This window comes from Bordetella trematum (assembly GCF_900078335.1).
GTDB classification, from domain to species: domain Bacteria; phylum Pseudomonadota; class Gammaproteobacteria; order Burkholderiales; family Burkholderiaceae_B; genus Bordetella; species Bordetella trematum.
The window spans coordinates 1-14,333 of record NZ_FKBR01000012.1 but is presented as its reverse complement, the minus strand read 5'-3'; the positions used below and the strand labels follow the sequence as shown (position 1 = coordinate 14,333).

The 14,333-nt window shown below is 63.1% G+C and carries 14 protein-coding genes and 1 pseudogene; 7 read left to right on the top strand and 8 right to left on the bottom strand.

Going from position 1 to position 14,333, the window contains the following annotated elements:
- Positions 1 to 56 precede the first annotated feature (56 nt).
- From A7V84_RS06065 to A7V84_RS06040, 6 genes are all read right to left on the bottom strand, one after another.
- The gene (locus tag A7V84_RS06065; protein ID WP_063492054.1) at positions 57 to 1,631 is read right to left on the bottom strand and encodes a THUMP domain-containing protein; all 1,575 of its coding nucleotides are present in this window, start codon (positions 1,629 to 1,631) and stop codon (positions 57 to 59) included.
- Between the two features lie 28 nt (positions 1,632 to 1,659).
- On the bottom strand, positions 1,660 to 2,082 hold the full coding sequence (locus A7V84_RS06060; protein WP_025517807.1) for a CopD family protein: 423 nt from the start codon (positions 2,080 to 2,082) through the stop codon (positions 1,660 to 1,662).
- Positions 2,083 to 2,154: 72 nt separating this feature from the next.
- A complete protein-coding gene (locus A7V84_RS06055) occupies positions 2,155 to 3,606 on the bottom strand; it encodes a bifunctional 2-methylcitrate dehydratase/aconitate hydratase (protein ID WP_063492055.1) in 1,452 nt (483 codons plus the stop codon).
- A 72-nt stretch (positions 3,607 to 3,678) separates the two neighbouring features.
- Complete coding sequence (gene prpC / locus A7V84_RS06050) at positions 3,679 to 4,857, bottom strand: bifunctional 2-methylcitrate synthase/citrate synthase (RefSeq protein ID WP_025517804.1); 1,179 nt, start codon at positions 4,855 to 4,857, stop codon at positions 3,679 to 3,681.
- Between the two features lie 75 nt (positions 4,858 to 4,932).
- The gene (prpB, locus tag A7V84_RS06045) at positions 4,933 to 5,826 is read right to left on the bottom strand and encodes a methylisocitrate lyase (RefSeq protein WP_025517802.1); all 894 of its coding nucleotides are present in this window, start codon (positions 5,824 to 5,826) and stop codon (positions 4,933 to 4,935) included.
- A 226-nt stretch (positions 5,827 to 6,052) separates the two neighbouring features.
- Positions 6,053 to 7,042, bottom strand: coding sequence for a malate dehydrogenase (locus A7V84_RS06040; RefSeq protein ID WP_025517800.1), 990 nt, complete (start codon positions 7,040 to 7,042; stop codon positions 6,053 to 6,055).
- Between the two features lie 296 nt (positions 7,043 to 7,338).
- Between A7V84_RS06040 and A7V84_RS06035 the strand changes: the two genes are divergently transcribed.
- The 7 genes from A7V84_RS06035 (at position 7,339) to A7V84_RS06005 (ending at position 13,153) form a co-directional block, all read left to right on the top strand.
- Complete coding sequence (locus tag A7V84_RS06035; RefSeq protein ID WP_063492590.1) at positions 7,339 to 8,118, top strand: GntR family transcriptional regulator; 780 nt, start codon at positions 7,339 to 7,341, stop codon at positions 8,116 to 8,118.
- Positions 8,119 to 8,239: 121 nt separating this feature from the next.
- Complete coding sequence (gene sdhC, locus A7V84_RS06030) at positions 8,240 to 8,653, top strand: succinate dehydrogenase, cytochrome b556 subunit (protein WP_025517797.1); 414 nt, start codon at positions 8,240 to 8,242, stop codon at positions 8,651 to 8,653.
- A complete protein-coding gene (gene sdhD / locus A7V84_RS06025; RefSeq protein WP_025517796.1) occupies positions 8,653 to 9,036 on the top strand; it encodes a succinate dehydrogenase, hydrophobic membrane anchor protein in 384 nt (127 codons plus the stop codon). The genes sdhC and sdhD overlap by 1 nt, the downstream gene beginning before the upstream one ends.
- Positions 9,037 to 9,039: 3 nt before the next feature.
- Positions 9,040 to 10,818: a succinate dehydrogenase flavoprotein subunit gene (sdhA, locus tag A7V84_RS06020; RefSeq protein ID WP_025517794.1), complete on the top strand. Its 1,779-nt coding sequence runs from the start codon at positions 9,040 to 9,042 to the stop codon at positions 10,816 to 10,818.
- A gap of 12 nt (positions 10,819 to 10,830) precedes the next feature.
- Positions 10,831 to 11,547: a succinate dehydrogenase iron-sulfur subunit gene (locus A7V84_RS06015; protein WP_025517793.1), complete on the top strand. Its 717-nt coding sequence runs from the start codon at positions 10,831 to 10,833 to the stop codon at positions 11,545 to 11,547.
- Positions 11,548 to 11,573: 26 nt separating this feature from the next.
- Positions 11,574 to 11,834 (top strand): succinate dehydrogenase assembly factor 2, encoded by a 261-nt coding sequence (locus A7V84_RS06010; RefSeq protein ID WP_025517792.1) that lies wholly within the window; start codon positions 11,574 to 11,576, stop codon positions 11,832 to 11,834.
- A 20-nt stretch (positions 11,835 to 11,854) separates the two neighbouring features.
- A complete protein-coding gene (locus A7V84_RS06005; protein ID WP_025517791.1) occupies positions 11,855 to 13,153 on the top strand; it encodes a citrate synthase in 1,299 nt (432 codons plus the stop codon).
- A gap of 296 nt (positions 13,154 to 13,449) precedes the next feature.
- On the opposite strand, the pseudogene A7V84_RS21025 reads toward A7V84_RS06005, so the two are convergent.
- Together A7V84_RS21025 and A7V84_RS21020 are read right to left on the bottom strand one after the other, a co-directional pair.
- Positions 13,450 to 13,539: pseudogene (locus A7V84_RS21025) on the bottom strand (transposase); the annotation flags it as partial.
- A gap of 450 nt (positions 13,540 to 13,989) precedes the next feature.
- Entirely contained in the window at positions 13,990 to 14,184 is a 195-nt protein-coding gene (locus A7V84_RS21020; protein ID WP_147297408.1) for a hypothetical protein, read from the bottom strand.
- Positions 14,185 to 14,333: the final 149 nt, after the last annotated feature.

Sequence of the window (14,333 nt, the reverse complement as noted above, 5' to 3'; positions counted from 1 at the left end):
AAAGCGTTAGAGCGTAGTCTGGGGCTGGCAGGTTGCGGCGATTTGACAGCGACGCATCATTCCTTGCGATAGCTGGAGGCAACCAGCTCGAAGGCGAACAGACGGCAATCCAGGGAACCGTTGTGCAGCGGGATGCGCCGCACCGGTTTCAGGCGCATGCGCTGGGGCAGCTTCATGTCGCTGGAGATGACGTGGGCCTGCCAGCCGGCGAACTGCTGTTTCAAACAGGCTGACCATTCGCGCCAGAACTCGTCCTCGACCTCCATGCGCTCGCCATAGGGCGGGTTGGTGACGATCCAGCCTTCGGGGGCGGGGGCCTGAACCTGCCGGGCGTCGCCCACTTCGAAGCGGATGGTGTCTTCGGTCAGCCAGGCGCGCTCGGCGTTGGCGCGCGCGAATTCGATCGCCTGGGGATCGATGTCGTAGCCCACCAGCGGAATGTCCAGCTGGGTGCGCACGCGCGAGCGGGCGTCGTCCTTGAGGTCGCGCCAGCGGCGCGCATCGTGGTGGCGCATGCGCTCGAAGCCGAAGGGGCGCGAAATGCCCGGGGGCACGCCCAGCGCGATCCAGGCGGCCTCGATGAGAATCGTGCCGCTGCCGCAGAAGGGGTCCAGCAGTGCCGCTGCCGGATCCCAGCCGGCCAGCGCCAGCATGCCTGCGGCGAGGTTCTCGCGCAGCGGCGCTTCGCCCTTGTCCAGGCGCCAGCCGCGCTTGAACAGGGATTCGCCCGAGGTATCCAGATAAAGGGTGGCGTGGGTGCCCTGCATGAAAAGCTGCACCCGGGCATCGGGGCGCACGGTGTCGATGCTGGGACGTGCGCCTTCGCGGTCGCGCAGGCGGTCGCAGATCCCGTCTTTGACGCGCAGATTGCAGTACTGCAGGCTGTGCACGGGGCTCTTGATGGCCGACGTATCGACCCTCAGCGTGTCCTCGGGGCCGAACCAGCGCTCCCAGGGGACGCTGTAGGCCAGATCAAGCAATTCGTCCTCATGGCGCAGGTCAGCCTGCCCGACTTGCACCAGAATGCGCGCGGCCAGACGCGAGTACAGGTTGGCGCGCTGGATGCCCGACCAGTCGCTGGTGAAGGCGCAGCCGGCGCGTCCCGCCTGCGCATCGTCGAAACCCAGGGCCTGCATTTCGGCGGTGAGGGCGTCTTCCAGACCTTGCGGGCAGGGGGCATAGCAAGGGAAGACCTCGGCACTGCGGCCGTGGTGGCGGCGCTGGCGGAAGGCCTCGGGAGTATCGACCGCTGGCGCTTCGTCTGCGGCCGGGGCGGCGAACACATCATCCCAGTCGGGGGCCGGCGTGTCGTCGCGCACCACGCCCAGGCCGCTGCGGCGGCGGTTCTCGCCGGCCTGATCGTCGCCGCGCGAACGGGTGCCGCGCTCGGCCGACGCATAGGCGCGCGGCCGGCCGGACCCTGACGGACGCGCGGCATAGCCGCTGGGGGCGGGGGCCGAGACCGGGTCGGGCGTTTGGGCCCGCTCGCGCGAGCGCTCCTCGGCACGTTCGCGCTGCGAGGCCTGGCGGGCCCGTGCGCCGCTGCGCTTGCGGGGCGCGTCGCGTTCTGCGGGCGGCTTGGATTTGATCGTCAGCGTCTTGCGCGGACGATCTTCTGCATCGTGGGACATACGAATAGGGCTTGCGCCGGCGGGAAAATTAGAACGGTTTGATGACGACCAGAGCCACGACCAGTACGAGCAGCAGCACCGGGATTTCGTTGAACCAGCGATAGAAAGTGTGCGGACGCTTGTTGCGGCCTTGCTCGAACTTGCGCAGCATCACGCCACAGGCGTGATGGTAGCCGATCAGAAATACGACCAGCAGCAGCTTGGCATGCATCCAGCCATTGCCCGGGCCCATGCCGATGCCATAGCCGATGTACAGCCACAGCCCCAGCAGGATGGCCGGCACGGCCAGCAGGGTCATGAAGCGATAAAGGCGACGCGCCATGCCCAGCAGGCGTTGCAGTGCGGCATTGTCGCTTTCCTCGGCCAGGTTGACGAAGATGCGGGGCAGGTAGAACAGGCCTGCGAACCACGAGGTGACGAAGACAATATGGAAGGTCTTGACCCAGAGCATAGCCATGGCGGCATCATCCTTTGAAAAGAGACGCCATTGTAAGGGGACGGCGGGCCTTGCCCGCCGTCCGTCTCAGGGGGTGTACAGGTCGACGTACTCGTGTACGGCCATCTCCTGCAGCACCTCCAGCTCGAGCGATGCCGCCAGGATGCGCTGTTGCTGCCGCGGCGCGAAACGGCGCGCCAGATTGCGGCGGAACTTGGCCTGCAGCAGCGGGATGCCTTCGGTGCGCCGGCGGCGATGGCCGATGGGGAACTCGCACACCACTTCCTGCAGGCGGCTGCCATCCTTGAACTCCACCGCCAGGGCGTTGGCGATCGAGCGCTTGTCGGGATCGTGGTAGTCCCGGGTGAAGGCCGGATCTTCGATGCAGGTCATGCGCTCGCGCAGCGCATCGATGCGGGGATCGGCAGCCACTGCATCCTCGTAGTCGGCCGCCTCCAGGCGGCCGAAGATCAGCGGCACGGCCACCATGTACTGGATGCAGTGGTCGCGGTCGGCCGGATTGTGCAGCGGGCCGGTCTTGTCGATGATGCGCAGGCAGGCGGCCTGGGTGCGGATGGTGATGCGCGCGATGTCCTCGATCGATCTGCCCTGCGCGCGCATCATGGCGTGCGCCTGCATGGCGCATTCGACGGCGGTCTGGGCATGGAATTCGGCCGGATAGGAGATCTTGAAGAGCACGTTCTCCATGACATAGCTGCCGTAAGGGCGTTGAAACCGGAATGGCTTGCCCTTGAACAGCACATCGTAAAAGCCCCAGGTGGGCGCGGTCAGCACCGAGGGATAGCCCATTTCGCCCGTGCGCGCGATGAGCGCCAGGCGCAGGCCACGGCTGGTGGCGTCGCCGGCGGCCCAACTCTTGCGGCTGCCGGTGTTGGGGGCATGGCGATAGGTGCGCAGGCTCTGCCCATCGACCCACGCCAGCGAGATGGCGTTGATGATTTCTTCGCGGTTCAGGCCCAGCAGACGGGCGGCCACGGCAGTGGAGGCGACCTTGACCAGCACCACGTGGTCCAGGCCGACTTCGTTGAAGGCATTCTCCAGGGCGAGGCAGCCCTGGATCTCATGTGCCTGAACCATGGCCGTCAGCACATCACGCATGCGCAGCGGCGCATGGCCGCCGGCCACCGCCGTGCGCGAGAGCCAGTCGGTGCAGGCCAGGATGGCCCCCAGGTTGTCGGAGGGGTGCCCCCACTCTGCGGCCAGCCAGGTGTCATTGAAATCCAGCCAGCGGATCATGGCGCCGATATTGAAGGCGGCCTGAACCGGGTCCAGCTGATAGGGTGTGCCCGGCACCTTGGCGCCATGCGGCACCAGGGTTCCCGGCACGAGCGGGCCGAGCAGTTTGGTGCAGGCGGGGTATTCGAGGGCTTCCAGGCCACAACCCAGGGTGTCGATCAGGCAGTGGGCGGCAGTCTGCAGCGCGAGCGCGCTGGGCGGGGAGGTGTTCAGGACATAGTCCGCGATGTCGGACAGGACCTGATCGGGTTCGGGGCGGACGTTGGCGATATGAGACGACATACGGCACTCCCTTGCAATGCGGCGGCGGGGCCAGGATGGCCCCGCCGGTACTACCTGCCAGAAACTGGCAACTTACTTGCGCTCATCCAGCGGCTGGTACTTCTGGTTTTCCGGGCCGGTGTAGTTGGCGGTCGGGCGGATGATCTTGTTGTCGACGCGCTGCTCGATGATGTGGGCCGACCAGCCCGCGGTGCGTGCGATCACGAACAGCGGGGTGAACATGGCGGTCGGCACGCCCATCATGTGGTAGCTGACGGCCGAGAACCAGTCGAGGTTGGGGAACATCTTCTTGATTTCCCACATGACGGTTTCCAGGCGCTCGGCAATGTCGAACATCTTGGTGCTGCCGGCTGCCTCGGAGAGTTCGCGGGCAACTTCCTTGATGACCTTGTTGCGCGGGTCCGAGATCGTGTAGACCGGGTGGCCGAAGCCAATGACGACTTCCTTGTTCTCGACGCGGCGACGGATGTCGGCTTCGGCTTCATCCGGGTTTTCGTAGCGCTTTTGCACTTCGAAGGCCACTTCGTTGGCGCCGCCATGCTTGGGGCCGCGCAGGGCGCCGATGGCGCCGGTGATGGCCGAATACATGTCCGAACCCGTGCCGGCGATGACGCGGCCGGTGAAGGTCGAGGCGTTGAACTCGTGCTCGGCGTACAGGATGAGCGAGGTGTGCATGGCGCGCACCCACTCGTCGCAGGGCTTCTCGCCGTGCAGCAGATGCAGGAAGTGGCCGCCGATGCTGTCGTCGTCGGTCTGCACGTCGATGATGCGGCCATTGTGGCTGTAGTGGTACCAGTACAGCAGCGCCGAACCCAGGTTGGCCATCAGGCGGTCGGCGATGTCGCGCGCGCCGGGCAGGTTGTGGTCATCCTTCTCGGGCAGCACGCAGCCCAGCACCGAGACGGCCGTGCGCATGACGTCCATCGGGTGGCTGGCGGCCGGCAGGGCTTCCAGGGCGCTTTGCAGCTGGGCGGGCAGGCCGCGCAGGGCGCGCAGCTTTTCCTTGTAGGCCTTCAGTTCGGCCTTGTTGGGCAGCTTGCCGTGCACCAGCAAGTGGGCGATTTCCTCGAATTCGGCCGTGTCGGCGAAGTCCAGGATGTCGTAGCCGCGATAGTGCAGGTCATTGCCGCTGCGTCCAACGGTGCACAGCGCCGTGTTGCCGGCGGTCACGCCCGAGAGCGCGACCGATTTCTTCGGCTTGAAGGCGGGTTTTTGTTCAGTTTGTGCGTCCTGCTTTTCCGGGGTGCTCATGTCTCACGTTCTCCTTGCGATGGAAATAGGCTCAATCGGCATGCGGCGGCGGGCCGGGCCTGCCGCCGCTATGCATTACTTCGATTTGTCCTTGGCGAACAGCGAATCCAGCTGCGATTCGAAGGCGTGGTAGCCGATACGATCGTAGAGTTCGTCGCGGGTCTGCATCAAGTCCAGCACGTTCTTCTGGTGGCCATCGCGGCGGATGGTCTCGTAGACGGTTTCGGCGGCCTTGTTCATGGCGCGGAAGGCCGACAGGGGATAAAGCACCATGCCGACGCCGGCGCTCTTGAGCTCTTCGACCGTGAACAGCGGCGTCTTGCCGAATTCGGTGATATTGGCCAGCACCGGCACCTTCACGGCATCCACGAAGCGGCGATAGGTGGGCAGATCGTAGGCGGCCTCGGCGAAGATGGCGTCGGCGCCGGCTTCCACGCAGGCGATGGCGCGCTCGATGGCTGCGTCTACGCCGTGCGAAGCGATCGCGTCGGTGCGCGCAATCAGGAAGAAGTCGCTGTCGGTGCGGGCGTCGGCGGCGGCCTTGACGCGGTCAGCCATTTCTTCGGTGCTGACGATTTCCTTGCCCGGACGGTGGCCGCAACGCTTGGCGCCGACCTGGTCTTCGATGTGGCAGGCGGCCGCGCCGAACTTGATCAGGCTCTTGACCGTGCGCGCAATATTGAAGGCCGAAGGGCCGAAGCCGGTGTCGATGTCCACCAGCAGCGGCAGGTCGCAGACGTCGGTGATGCGGCGCACGTCCGTCAGGACGTCGTCCAGGGTGTTGATGCCCAGGTCCGGCAGGCCCAGCGAACCGGCAGCAACGCCGCCGCCGGACAGGTAGATGGCGCGATAGCCGGCGCGTTTGGCCAGCAGGGCGTGGTTGGCGTTGATGGCGCCGATGATCTGCAGCGGCTGTTCTTCGGCGAGGGCGCGGCGGAACAGGGCGCCGGCCGATTCAGGTTTGGACATGCTTCGGGTCTCCGGAGTGTGTGCCGGGCGCCAGGCGCACGGCGTGTCTTGTTCTGAGGAATACGGCCGCGCCTGAGCGGCAGGCCGGATTATCCGTCTGCCGTCTTGCAGCGCCATGACGGGTGCGAGACGGCAGGCGGATGAGCCGGGCAAGGGGAGGGCGCCGATGGCGCCTGCCCCTTGGAAACAGGGCCCGCTTGCGGCGGGCCCAGCTTCGGCAGGCGGATTACTTGAGCAGATCCTTGATGCCGTCGCGCTCTTCGAGCAGCTCTTTCAGCGTGAAGTCCATGCGCTCACGCGAGAAGGCGTCGATTTCCAGATCCTTGATCATGGTGTACTCGCCATTGGCGGTGGTCACCGGGAAACCGTAGATGATGCCTTCCGGGATGCCATAGGAACCATCCGAGGGGATGCCCATGGTGACCCACTTGCCATTGCTGCCCAGCACCCAGTCACGCACGTGGTCGATGGCGGCGTTGGCGGCCGAGGCGGCCGACGACAGGCCACGGGCCTCGATGATGGCGGCGCCGCGCTTGCCGACGGTCGGCAGGAAGGTCTCGCGGTTCCAGGTTTCGTCGTTGATCAGCTTGGCCAGCGGCTGGCCGTCAACGGTGGCGAAACGGTAGTCGGGGTACATCGTGGGCGAGTGGTTGCCCCACACGACCAGCTTCTCGATGCCGGCCACGGCCTTGCCCGACTTGGCAGCCAGTTGCGACAGGGCGCGGTTGTGGTCCAGGCGCAGCATGGCGGTGAAGTTCTTGGCGGGCAGGTCCGGCGCCGACTTCATGGCGATGTAGGCGTTGGTGTTGGCCGGGTTGCCGACCACCAGCACCTTGACGTCGCGGCTGGCCACGGCGTTCAGGGCGCGACCCTGGGCGGTGAAGATCTGGGCGTTGACGGTCAGCAGGTCCTTGCGCTCCATGCCGGGGCCGCGCGGACGGGCGCCGACCAGCAGGGCCACGTCGGCGTCCTTGAAGGCGGTCATCGGGTCGCTGTGGGCGGTCACTTCCTGCAGCAGCGGGAAGGCGCAGTCTTCCAGCTCCATGATCACGCCCTTGAGCGCCTTCTGGGCCTTCTCGTCGGGGATTTCGAGCAGTTGCAGGATGACGGGTTGATCCTTGCCGAGCATTTCGCCGGAGGCGATACGGAACAGCAGGGCGTAGCCGATTTGGCCGGCGGCACCGGTGACGGCGACACGCATGGCGGGTTTGGACATGAATGTTCTCCAATGATGGTCTGGCGAGATTAATCGCGCCAAATAGTGTAATCCCTGGAGCCCGGCGAAAGCGTCGGCAGCGGTGCTCCGAATAGCCGGAAATGCTAGTTTGATTTTACGTTCACGTCAAACTATCTTATATCTTATATAAGACATAAGACGTTGGACAGCTTTGGAAGGTTTGTGTCACAATGGCGCGTTTGTTCGCCGTCGTGCCGGCCTCATCGGGCCGGCATGTTTTCATGCGTCCGGGCTGGCCCCGCGCCGGGCAAACTTCTCCGATTTCCAAGACACCCATGGCAGATTTCCGGCCCGACTCTCCGCTACGCTCCCGTGCCATCCGGCAGGCGGGCGCTGGCGCTGCTTTCAGCCCGCTTTACCGACAGATCAAGGATCTGTTGTTGCAGGGGTTGGAGCAGGGCGAATGGAAGCCTGGCGAACTGATCCCCTCTGAAATCGATCTCGCCGCCCGCTTCCAGGTCAGCCAGGGCACGGTGCGCAAGGCCGTCGATGAGCTGGCTGCCGAGCACATGCTGGTGCGCCGCCAGGGCAAGGGCACGTTTGTGGCCACCCACCATGAAGCCCGCATCCGATATCGCTTCCTGCGGCTTGCCCCCGATGACGCCAGCGAGCCCGGCCGCGTCGAAAGCCGTGTGCTGGAATGTCGCCGCCTGCGCGCCACGGCCGAAGTGGCCCGCGCGCTGGAGTTGCGCGCCGGCGAAACCGTGGTTTCCATCCGCCGGCAGTTGTCGCTGGGCCGCGTGCCGACCATCATTGACGACATTTGGGTGCCGGGCGCAGCCTTCAAGGGTCTGACCCTCGAATTGCTCAAGGCTAATCGTGTACCGCTCTACGGGCTGTTTGAGTCCGAGTTCGGGGTTAGCATGGTGCGCGCCGATGAAAAAATCCGCGCCGTGGCGGCCTCAGAGGAGATCGCGCCCTTGTTGCAAGTGGCCCCGGCCACCCCGCTTTTGCAGGTCGACCGGATCTCGTATACCTATGGCGACAGGCCGATGGAAATGCGCCGCGGCTTGTACCTTACCGATCACTATCACTACCGCAATAGTTTGAATTGATGAGTTTTTTCCCCACGATTTGATACGAACCCGTTCTCTGAGCGAAAATAGCGCGTTTGCCCTCAAAGGCAATGGCACTTTCGCCGTCACGATCCCCTAGTTCCGAAACACCGAGGCCGTCATGTCCGACTCAGCTGCCAAGCCGCGTCCGCAGTTTCGCAATATCAGCATCCCGCAAATTCTTCGTTATCGTTTGCCTTTAGCGGGGCGCCTTTCGATCCTGCACCGCATCAGCGGTATGTTGCTCTTTTTCTGTCTTCCCTTGGTCATCCTGCCGCTGTTCGCGGCCAGTCTGGCCTCGCCCGAGAGCTTCGCCCAGATCGCCCAGTACGCGGGCAATCCCCTGGTCAAGCTGGTTCTGCTTGCCCTCATCTGGGGCTACCTGCACCACTTCTGTGCCGGCATCCGCTACCTGATCATGGATCTGCACATCGGCGTGAACAAAGAGGCCGGCCGCAAGAGCGCCGCTGCTTCCTTTGCCGTCAGCCTGATCCTGACCCTCATCTTCGCTCTCAAACTGTTCGGAGTCCTGTAATGCAAGACACCAAGAACTATGGCCCCAAGCGCCTCGTCGTCGGTGCGCATTACGGCACGATGGACTTCATCGCCCAGCGCCTGACCGCCGTCGTCCTGGCGGCCTACACGCTGGTGCTGATCATCGGCCTGCTGCTCATGCCGGCCTTCGATTATGCAAACTGGAAGGCGCTGTTCACCTTCCACGTCTATGCCCTTCCGCTGGGCCAGATCCTGGCTTCGCTGGCGTTCATCGCGCTGGCCTGGCATGCCTGGATCGGCGTGCGCGACGTGTGGATGGACTATGTCCGTCCGGTGGGGCTGCGTATGACGCTGCAAGTGCTGACCGTCCTCTGGCTGCTTGGCACCGTCGTGTATTTCGCGCAAATCATCTGGAGAATCTAAGCCGTGGTCGCTGTCATGAATTCCTTGCCGCGCCGCCAATTTGATGTGGTGGTCGTAGGCGCCGGTGGAGCCGGCCTGCGCTGTTCGCTGCAACTGTCCCAGGCGGGACTCTCGGTTGCGGTCCTGTCCAAAGTGTTCCCCACGCGCTCGCACACCGTTGCGGCGCAGGGCGGCGTGAGCGCCGCGCTGGGCAACATGAGCGAAGACAACTGGTACTGGCACATGTACGACACCGTCAAGGGGTCGGACTGGCTGGGTGACCAGGATGCCATCGAGTTCATGTGCCGCGAAGCGCCCAACGCCGTGTACGAGCTGGAACACTTCGGCATGCCGTTTGACCGTAACGCCGACGGCACGATCTACCAGCGTCCGTTTGGCGGTCACACCGCCAACTTCGGCGAGAAGCCGGTGCAGCGCGCCTGTGCCTCTGCTGACCGCACGGGCCACGCCCTGCTGCACACGCTCTATCAGCGCAACGTTGCCGCCCGCACCCAGTTCTTCGTCGAGTGGATGGCGCTGGACCTGCTGCGCAACGCCGATGGCGACGTGGTGGGCGTGACCGCCCTCGAAATGGAAACGGGCGAGATCTACATCCTGGAAGCCAAGACCACGGTGCTGGCCACCGGCGGCGCCGGCCGTATCTGGGCTGCATCGACCAACGCCTTCATCAACACCGGTGACGGCCTGGGCATGGCGGCGCGCGCCGGCATCCCGCTGCAGGACCTGGAGTTCTGGCAGTTCCACCCGACTGGCGTGGCCGGCGCGGGCGTGCTGATCACCGAAGGCGTGCGTGGCGAAGGCGGCATCCTGCTGAACAAGGATGGCGAGCGCTTCATGGAGCGCTATGCGCCCACGCTGAAGGATCTGGCTCCGCGCGACTTCGTGTCGCGCTCGATGGACCAGGAAATCAAGGAAGGCCGTGGCTGCGGTCCTGACGGCAGCTACGTGGTGCTGAAGCTGGATCACCTGGGCGCCGACGTCATCAACAAGCGTCTGCCCTCGATCCGCGAGATCGCCATCAAGTTCGGCAACGTCGACCCGATCAAGGAACCGATCCCGGTCGTGCCGACGATTCACTACCAGATGGGCGGCATCCCGGCCAACTATCACGGCCAGGTGCTCGAGTACATCAACGGCGAAAACCGCATCGTCAACGGCCTGTACGCGGTCGGCGAGTGCGCCGCCGTGTCGGTGCACGGCGCCAACCGCCTGGGCACCAACTCGCTGCTGGACCTGATCGTGTTCGGTCGCGCCACCGGCAACCACATCGTCGAGTCGCACCCCGAGCGTCAGCGCGCTCACCAGCCGCTGCCCAAGGAAGCCGTCGATTTCTCGCTCAACCGCGTCAACGAGCTCGAATCGCGCACTTCCGGCGAGAAGACCCAGGACGTGGCCAACGCCATCCGCATCTCGATGCAGCGTCACTGCGGCGTGTTCCGCACGCTGGACCTGCTCAACGAGGGCGTCGAGCAGATCGAAGATCTGGCCAAGGTCGCCAAGAGCATCTACTTCAAGGACAAGTCCAAGGTGTTCAACACCGCGCGCGTCGAGGCGCTGGAACTGGCCAACATGACCGAAGTAGCCCGTGCCACGATCAAGTCGGCCGCCAACCGTACGGAAAGCCGTGGCGCTCACGCCCTGAACGACTTCCCGAACCGCGACGACGAGAACTGGCTCAAGCACACGCTGTGGTATTCCGAAGGCAGCCGCCTGGATTACAAACCGGTGCAGATGAAGCCCTTGACGGTCGAGTCCTTCCCGCCCAAGGCCCGTACTTTCTAAGCAGGATCTGGCATGAGCAATAAGCGAATCGTTAAATTCGAAATCTACCGCTACGATCCGGACAAGGACGAGCGTCCCTATATGCAGAAGCTTGAGGTCGAGCTTGAGCCGACCGACAAGATGCTGCTCGATGCGCTGGTGCGTATCAAGAACGACGTCGACGACAGCCTGGCCATGCGCCGGTCCTGCCGCGAAGGCGTGTGCGGTTCCGATGCCATGAACATCAATGGCAAGAACGGCCTGGCCTGCACGACCAACCTGCGTGAACTGAAAGAACCGATCGTGCTCAAGCCGCTGCCCGGCTTGCCCGTGATCCGCGACCTGATCGTGGACATGACGCACTTCTTCAATCAGTACCACTCGGTCAGCCCGTTCCTGATCAACGACACGCCGCCGCCCGAGCACGAGCGTCTGCAGTCGCCCGAAGCGCGTGAAGAGCTGGATGGTCTGTACGAGTGCATTCTGTGCGCCTGCTGCTCGACCTCCTGCCCGTCGTTCTGGTGGAACCCCGACAAGTTCGTCGGCCCCGCCGGCCTGCTGCAGGCCTATCGCTTTATCGCGGACAGCCGCGATGAAGCCACCGCCCGCCGCCTGGACAACCTGGAAGACCCGTATCGTCTGTTCCGCTGCCACACGATCATGAACTGTGTCGACGTCTGTCCCAAGGGACTGAACCCGACCAAGGCGATCGGCAAGATCAAGGAATTGATGGTCCGGCGTACGGTCTAAGTGGTTATTGGCAAAGAAGGCTTTCAATGAGCAAGCTCACGGAATTGCAGAGGGCTCGGCTACGCTGGCGCGCGCGTCGTGGCTTGCTCGAGAATGACCTGATCATCACCCGGTATCTGGACGCTTACGAGCTCCAGCTTACCGATGAGGACGTATCGGTACTGACGCAGCTGTTCGAGATGGGAGACAACGACCTGCTCGACCTGCTGCTGGCGCGCAAGGAGCTCGAGGGCGAACTCGACACGCCGCGGCTGCGCGCCATCATTGCCCGGATGCGCGAGCTCTGATTCATTACGAGGAAATAGCGATGAACCTGTCTGACAAGAAAGCGACTCTATCCCTATCGGATGGCAGCGCACCCATCGAATTGCCGGTGTACAAAGGTACGGTCGGCCCGGATGTGATCGACATCCGCAAGTTGTACGGTCAAACGGGCATGTTCACCTATGACCCGGGTTTCATGTCGACGGCCGCGACCTCGTCGGGCATCACCTATATCGACGGCGACAAGGGCGAGCTGCTGTATCGCGGCTATCCGATCGAGCAGCTGGCCGTCAAGTGCGACTTCCTGGACATCTGCTATCTGATCCTGAACGGCGAGCTGCCCAACGGTGAAGAGAAGAAGGACTTCGACTCGCAAGTGACCCATCACACGATGGTCAACGAGCAGATGCACTTCTTCCTGCGCGGATTCCGTCGCGATGCGCACCCGATGGCTGTGCTGACCGGTCTGGTGGGCGCTCTGTCGGCCTTCTATCACGACTCGACCGACATCACCAACGCCCAGCATCGCCACATCTCGGCCATCCGTCTGATCGCCAAGATGCCGACGCTGGTCGCCATGGCTTACAAGTATTCGCAAGGCCAGCCCTACATCTACCCGCAGAATGACCTGTCGTACACCGGCAACTTCCTGCGCATGATGTTTGCCACGCCTTGCGAAGAGTACAAGGTCAACGACGTGGTCGAGCGCGCGCTGGACCGCATCTTCATCCTGCACGCCGACCACGAACAGAACGCCTCGACCTCGACGGTGCGTCTGTGCGGCTCGTCTGGCACCAGCCCGTTCGCAGCCATCGCTGCCGGCGTGGCCTGCCTGTGGGGCCCGGCTCACGGCGGCGCCAACGAGGCTTGCCTGCAGATGCTCGAAGACCTGCAGGCCAATGGCGGCGTGGCGAAGGTCGGCGAGTTCATGGAGAAGGTCAAGGACAAGAACTCGGGCGTGCGCCTGATGGGCTTTGGCCACCGCGTCTACAAGAACTACGACCCGCGCGCCAAGCTGATGCAGGAAACCTGCAAGGAAGTCCTGGGCGCCCTCGGCCTGGAGAACGATCCGCTCTTCAAGCTGGCCATGGAACTGGAGCGCATCGCCCTGGAAGACGACTACTTCGTGCAGCGCAAGCTGTACCCGAACGTGGACTTCTACTCGGGCATCGTGCAACGTGCCATCGGCATCCCGACCTCGCTGTTCACGGCCATCTTCGCGCTGGCCCGCACGGTGGGCTGGATCGCCCAGTGGAACGAAATGCTGTCCGATCCGGAATACAAGATTGGCCGCCCGCGCCAGCTGTACACCGGCTCCGAAGTGCGCAACGTCAAGCGCTGATCATCGCTTGAGCGGCATTGCGGCTCCGCTGCCATGCCCGGAAAACCCCGCCAACGGCTCAGGCCTGCGCGGGGTTTTTTTTATTTCAGGATGACTCCTGAATCTAGATGCCAGAACACGATACAGCTGGTTTATCAAGTACTTACGTGCGTTCAATATATGCCGGTGCTTTCTAGGACTGGACCGGCTTTCCTACCGTTTGGCCTCTACGAGGCTTCTGGGAACTGGCTCGAAACAGGCGTCACCAAGGTCAAGCTCACCCAGTCCGTTGTCGAGGCCGCTACGCCGGTTCTCAGCTCCCGGCACAGCTCTGGAACGGGAAAACCAGCCTCCACGCGCTTGATGGCTTCAAGGATCTGGCTATCCGTAAATCTCGACTTCCTGATGCGGTAGAACTCCTCAACGAGAAAATCCTACTCCTGACTGCGTGGCTTTTGCTGGGGGATTATCGAGGCATGCTGGTGCCTGCTTCATTACTGAGCTATCGCACTGTCCTGTGTAGCGGTAACCGTTCTTCAGCATGCAGCGCTGGATACTGTGCGATTTTTCTTTTGCCTTTTGGTTGTAATCATTCCCGGAGGGGTCATTGGTCTGGACGTCGAACCAGCCATCAGAGGAGCCTCCGCAATGAACCCAATCCTGTGCCCGTGATTGAAGACTTGAGCCAACCCAAGAATCACGTAGAGGAGGAGGCTGAGTGAGTTGCTTATACGCGTTGCTATCGCAATAAGCAGCTGGAGTTTGCGGTCCACATATTTGACCATTGCCAATGGCACAGCCGGCCAGGAAGGCGAGTGTCAGCGATGATGCCATTTTCTTCCACCAGAACCCAGATCTCATTTGGCAGCCTTCAATAGCAATGAAATTGCCTGCCACACATTTGCTGGCAGTGCCTCGGACATGGCAAACGGGGCTGCCGGTGCTATCGCAGCAACAGACCACGCATTTTGCGCTGTTGAAACAAATTTTGAACGATCTCGGGTTGCATTTCCTTCCTTGTCATAAAGACCGCTCCACTTTCCTCCGATCATGTCGTGAGTTCCTGCGAAAGCTTCTACTACTTTGTCTGCCAAGCTGCCTGGTCTATACGGGAGTCCAAACAGAGTGCCTTTGGCGCCTTGGGTAATGCCCCCGTTTTGCACGGGTTTCAAAAGTAGAAACTATGCGGCCATGGCCAGCC

What these genes read in the sequence shown, in the direction of transcription:
- A7V84_RS06065 (WP_063492054.1), bottom strand. Translation starts at nt 1,631, where the DNA reads ATGTCCCACGATGCAGAAGATCGTCCGCGCAAGACGCTGACGATCAAA.
- A7V84_RS06060 (WP_025517807.1), bottom strand. Translation starts at nt 2,082, where the DNA reads ATGCTCTGGGTCAAGACCTTCCATATTGTCTTCGTCACCTCGTGGTTC.
- A7V84_RS06055 (WP_063492055.1), bottom strand. Translation starts at nt 3,606, where the DNA reads ATGTCGTCTCATATCGCCAACGTCCGCCCCGAACCCGATCAGGTCCTG.
- prpC (WP_025517804.1), bottom strand. Translation starts at nt 4,857, where the DNA reads ATGAGCACCCCGGAAAAGCAGGACGCACAAACTGAACAAAAACCCGCC.
- prpB (WP_025517802.1), bottom strand. Translation starts at nt 5,826, where the DNA reads ATGTCCAAACCTGAATCGGCCGGCGCCCTGTTCCGCCGCGCCCTCGCC.
- A7V84_RS06040 (WP_025517800.1), bottom strand. Translation starts at nt 7,042, where the DNA reads ATGTCCAAACCCGCCATGCGTGTCGCCGTCACCGGTGCCGCCGGCCAA.
- A7V84_RS06035 (WP_063492590.1), top strand. Translation starts at nt 7,339, where the DNA reads ATGGCAGATTTCCGGCCCGACTCTCCGCTACGCTCCCGTGCCATCCGG.
- sdhC (WP_025517797.1), top strand. Translation starts at nt 8,240, where the DNA reads ATGTCCGACTCAGCTGCCAAGCCGCGTCCGCAGTTTCGCAATATCAGC.
- sdhD (WP_025517796.1), top strand. Translation starts at nt 8,653, where the DNA reads ATGCAAGACACCAAGAACTATGGCCCCAAGCGCCTCGTCGTCGGTGCG.
- A7V84_RS06015 (WP_025517793.1), top strand. Translation starts at nt 10,831, where the DNA reads ATGAGCAATAAGCGAATCGTTAAATTCGAAATCTACCGCTACGATCCG.
- A7V84_RS06010 (WP_025517792.1), top strand. Translation starts at nt 11,574, where the DNA reads ATGAGCAAGCTCACGGAATTGCAGAGGGCTCGGCTACGCTGGCGCGCG.
- A7V84_RS06005 (WP_025517791.1), top strand. Translation starts at nt 11,855, where the DNA reads ATGAACCTGTCTGACAAGAAAGCGACTCTATCCCTATCGGATGGCAGC.
- A7V84_RS21020 (WP_147297408.1), bottom strand. Translation starts at nt 14,184, where the DNA reads ATGATCGGAGGAAAGTGGAGCGGTCTTTATGACAAGGAAGGAAATGCA.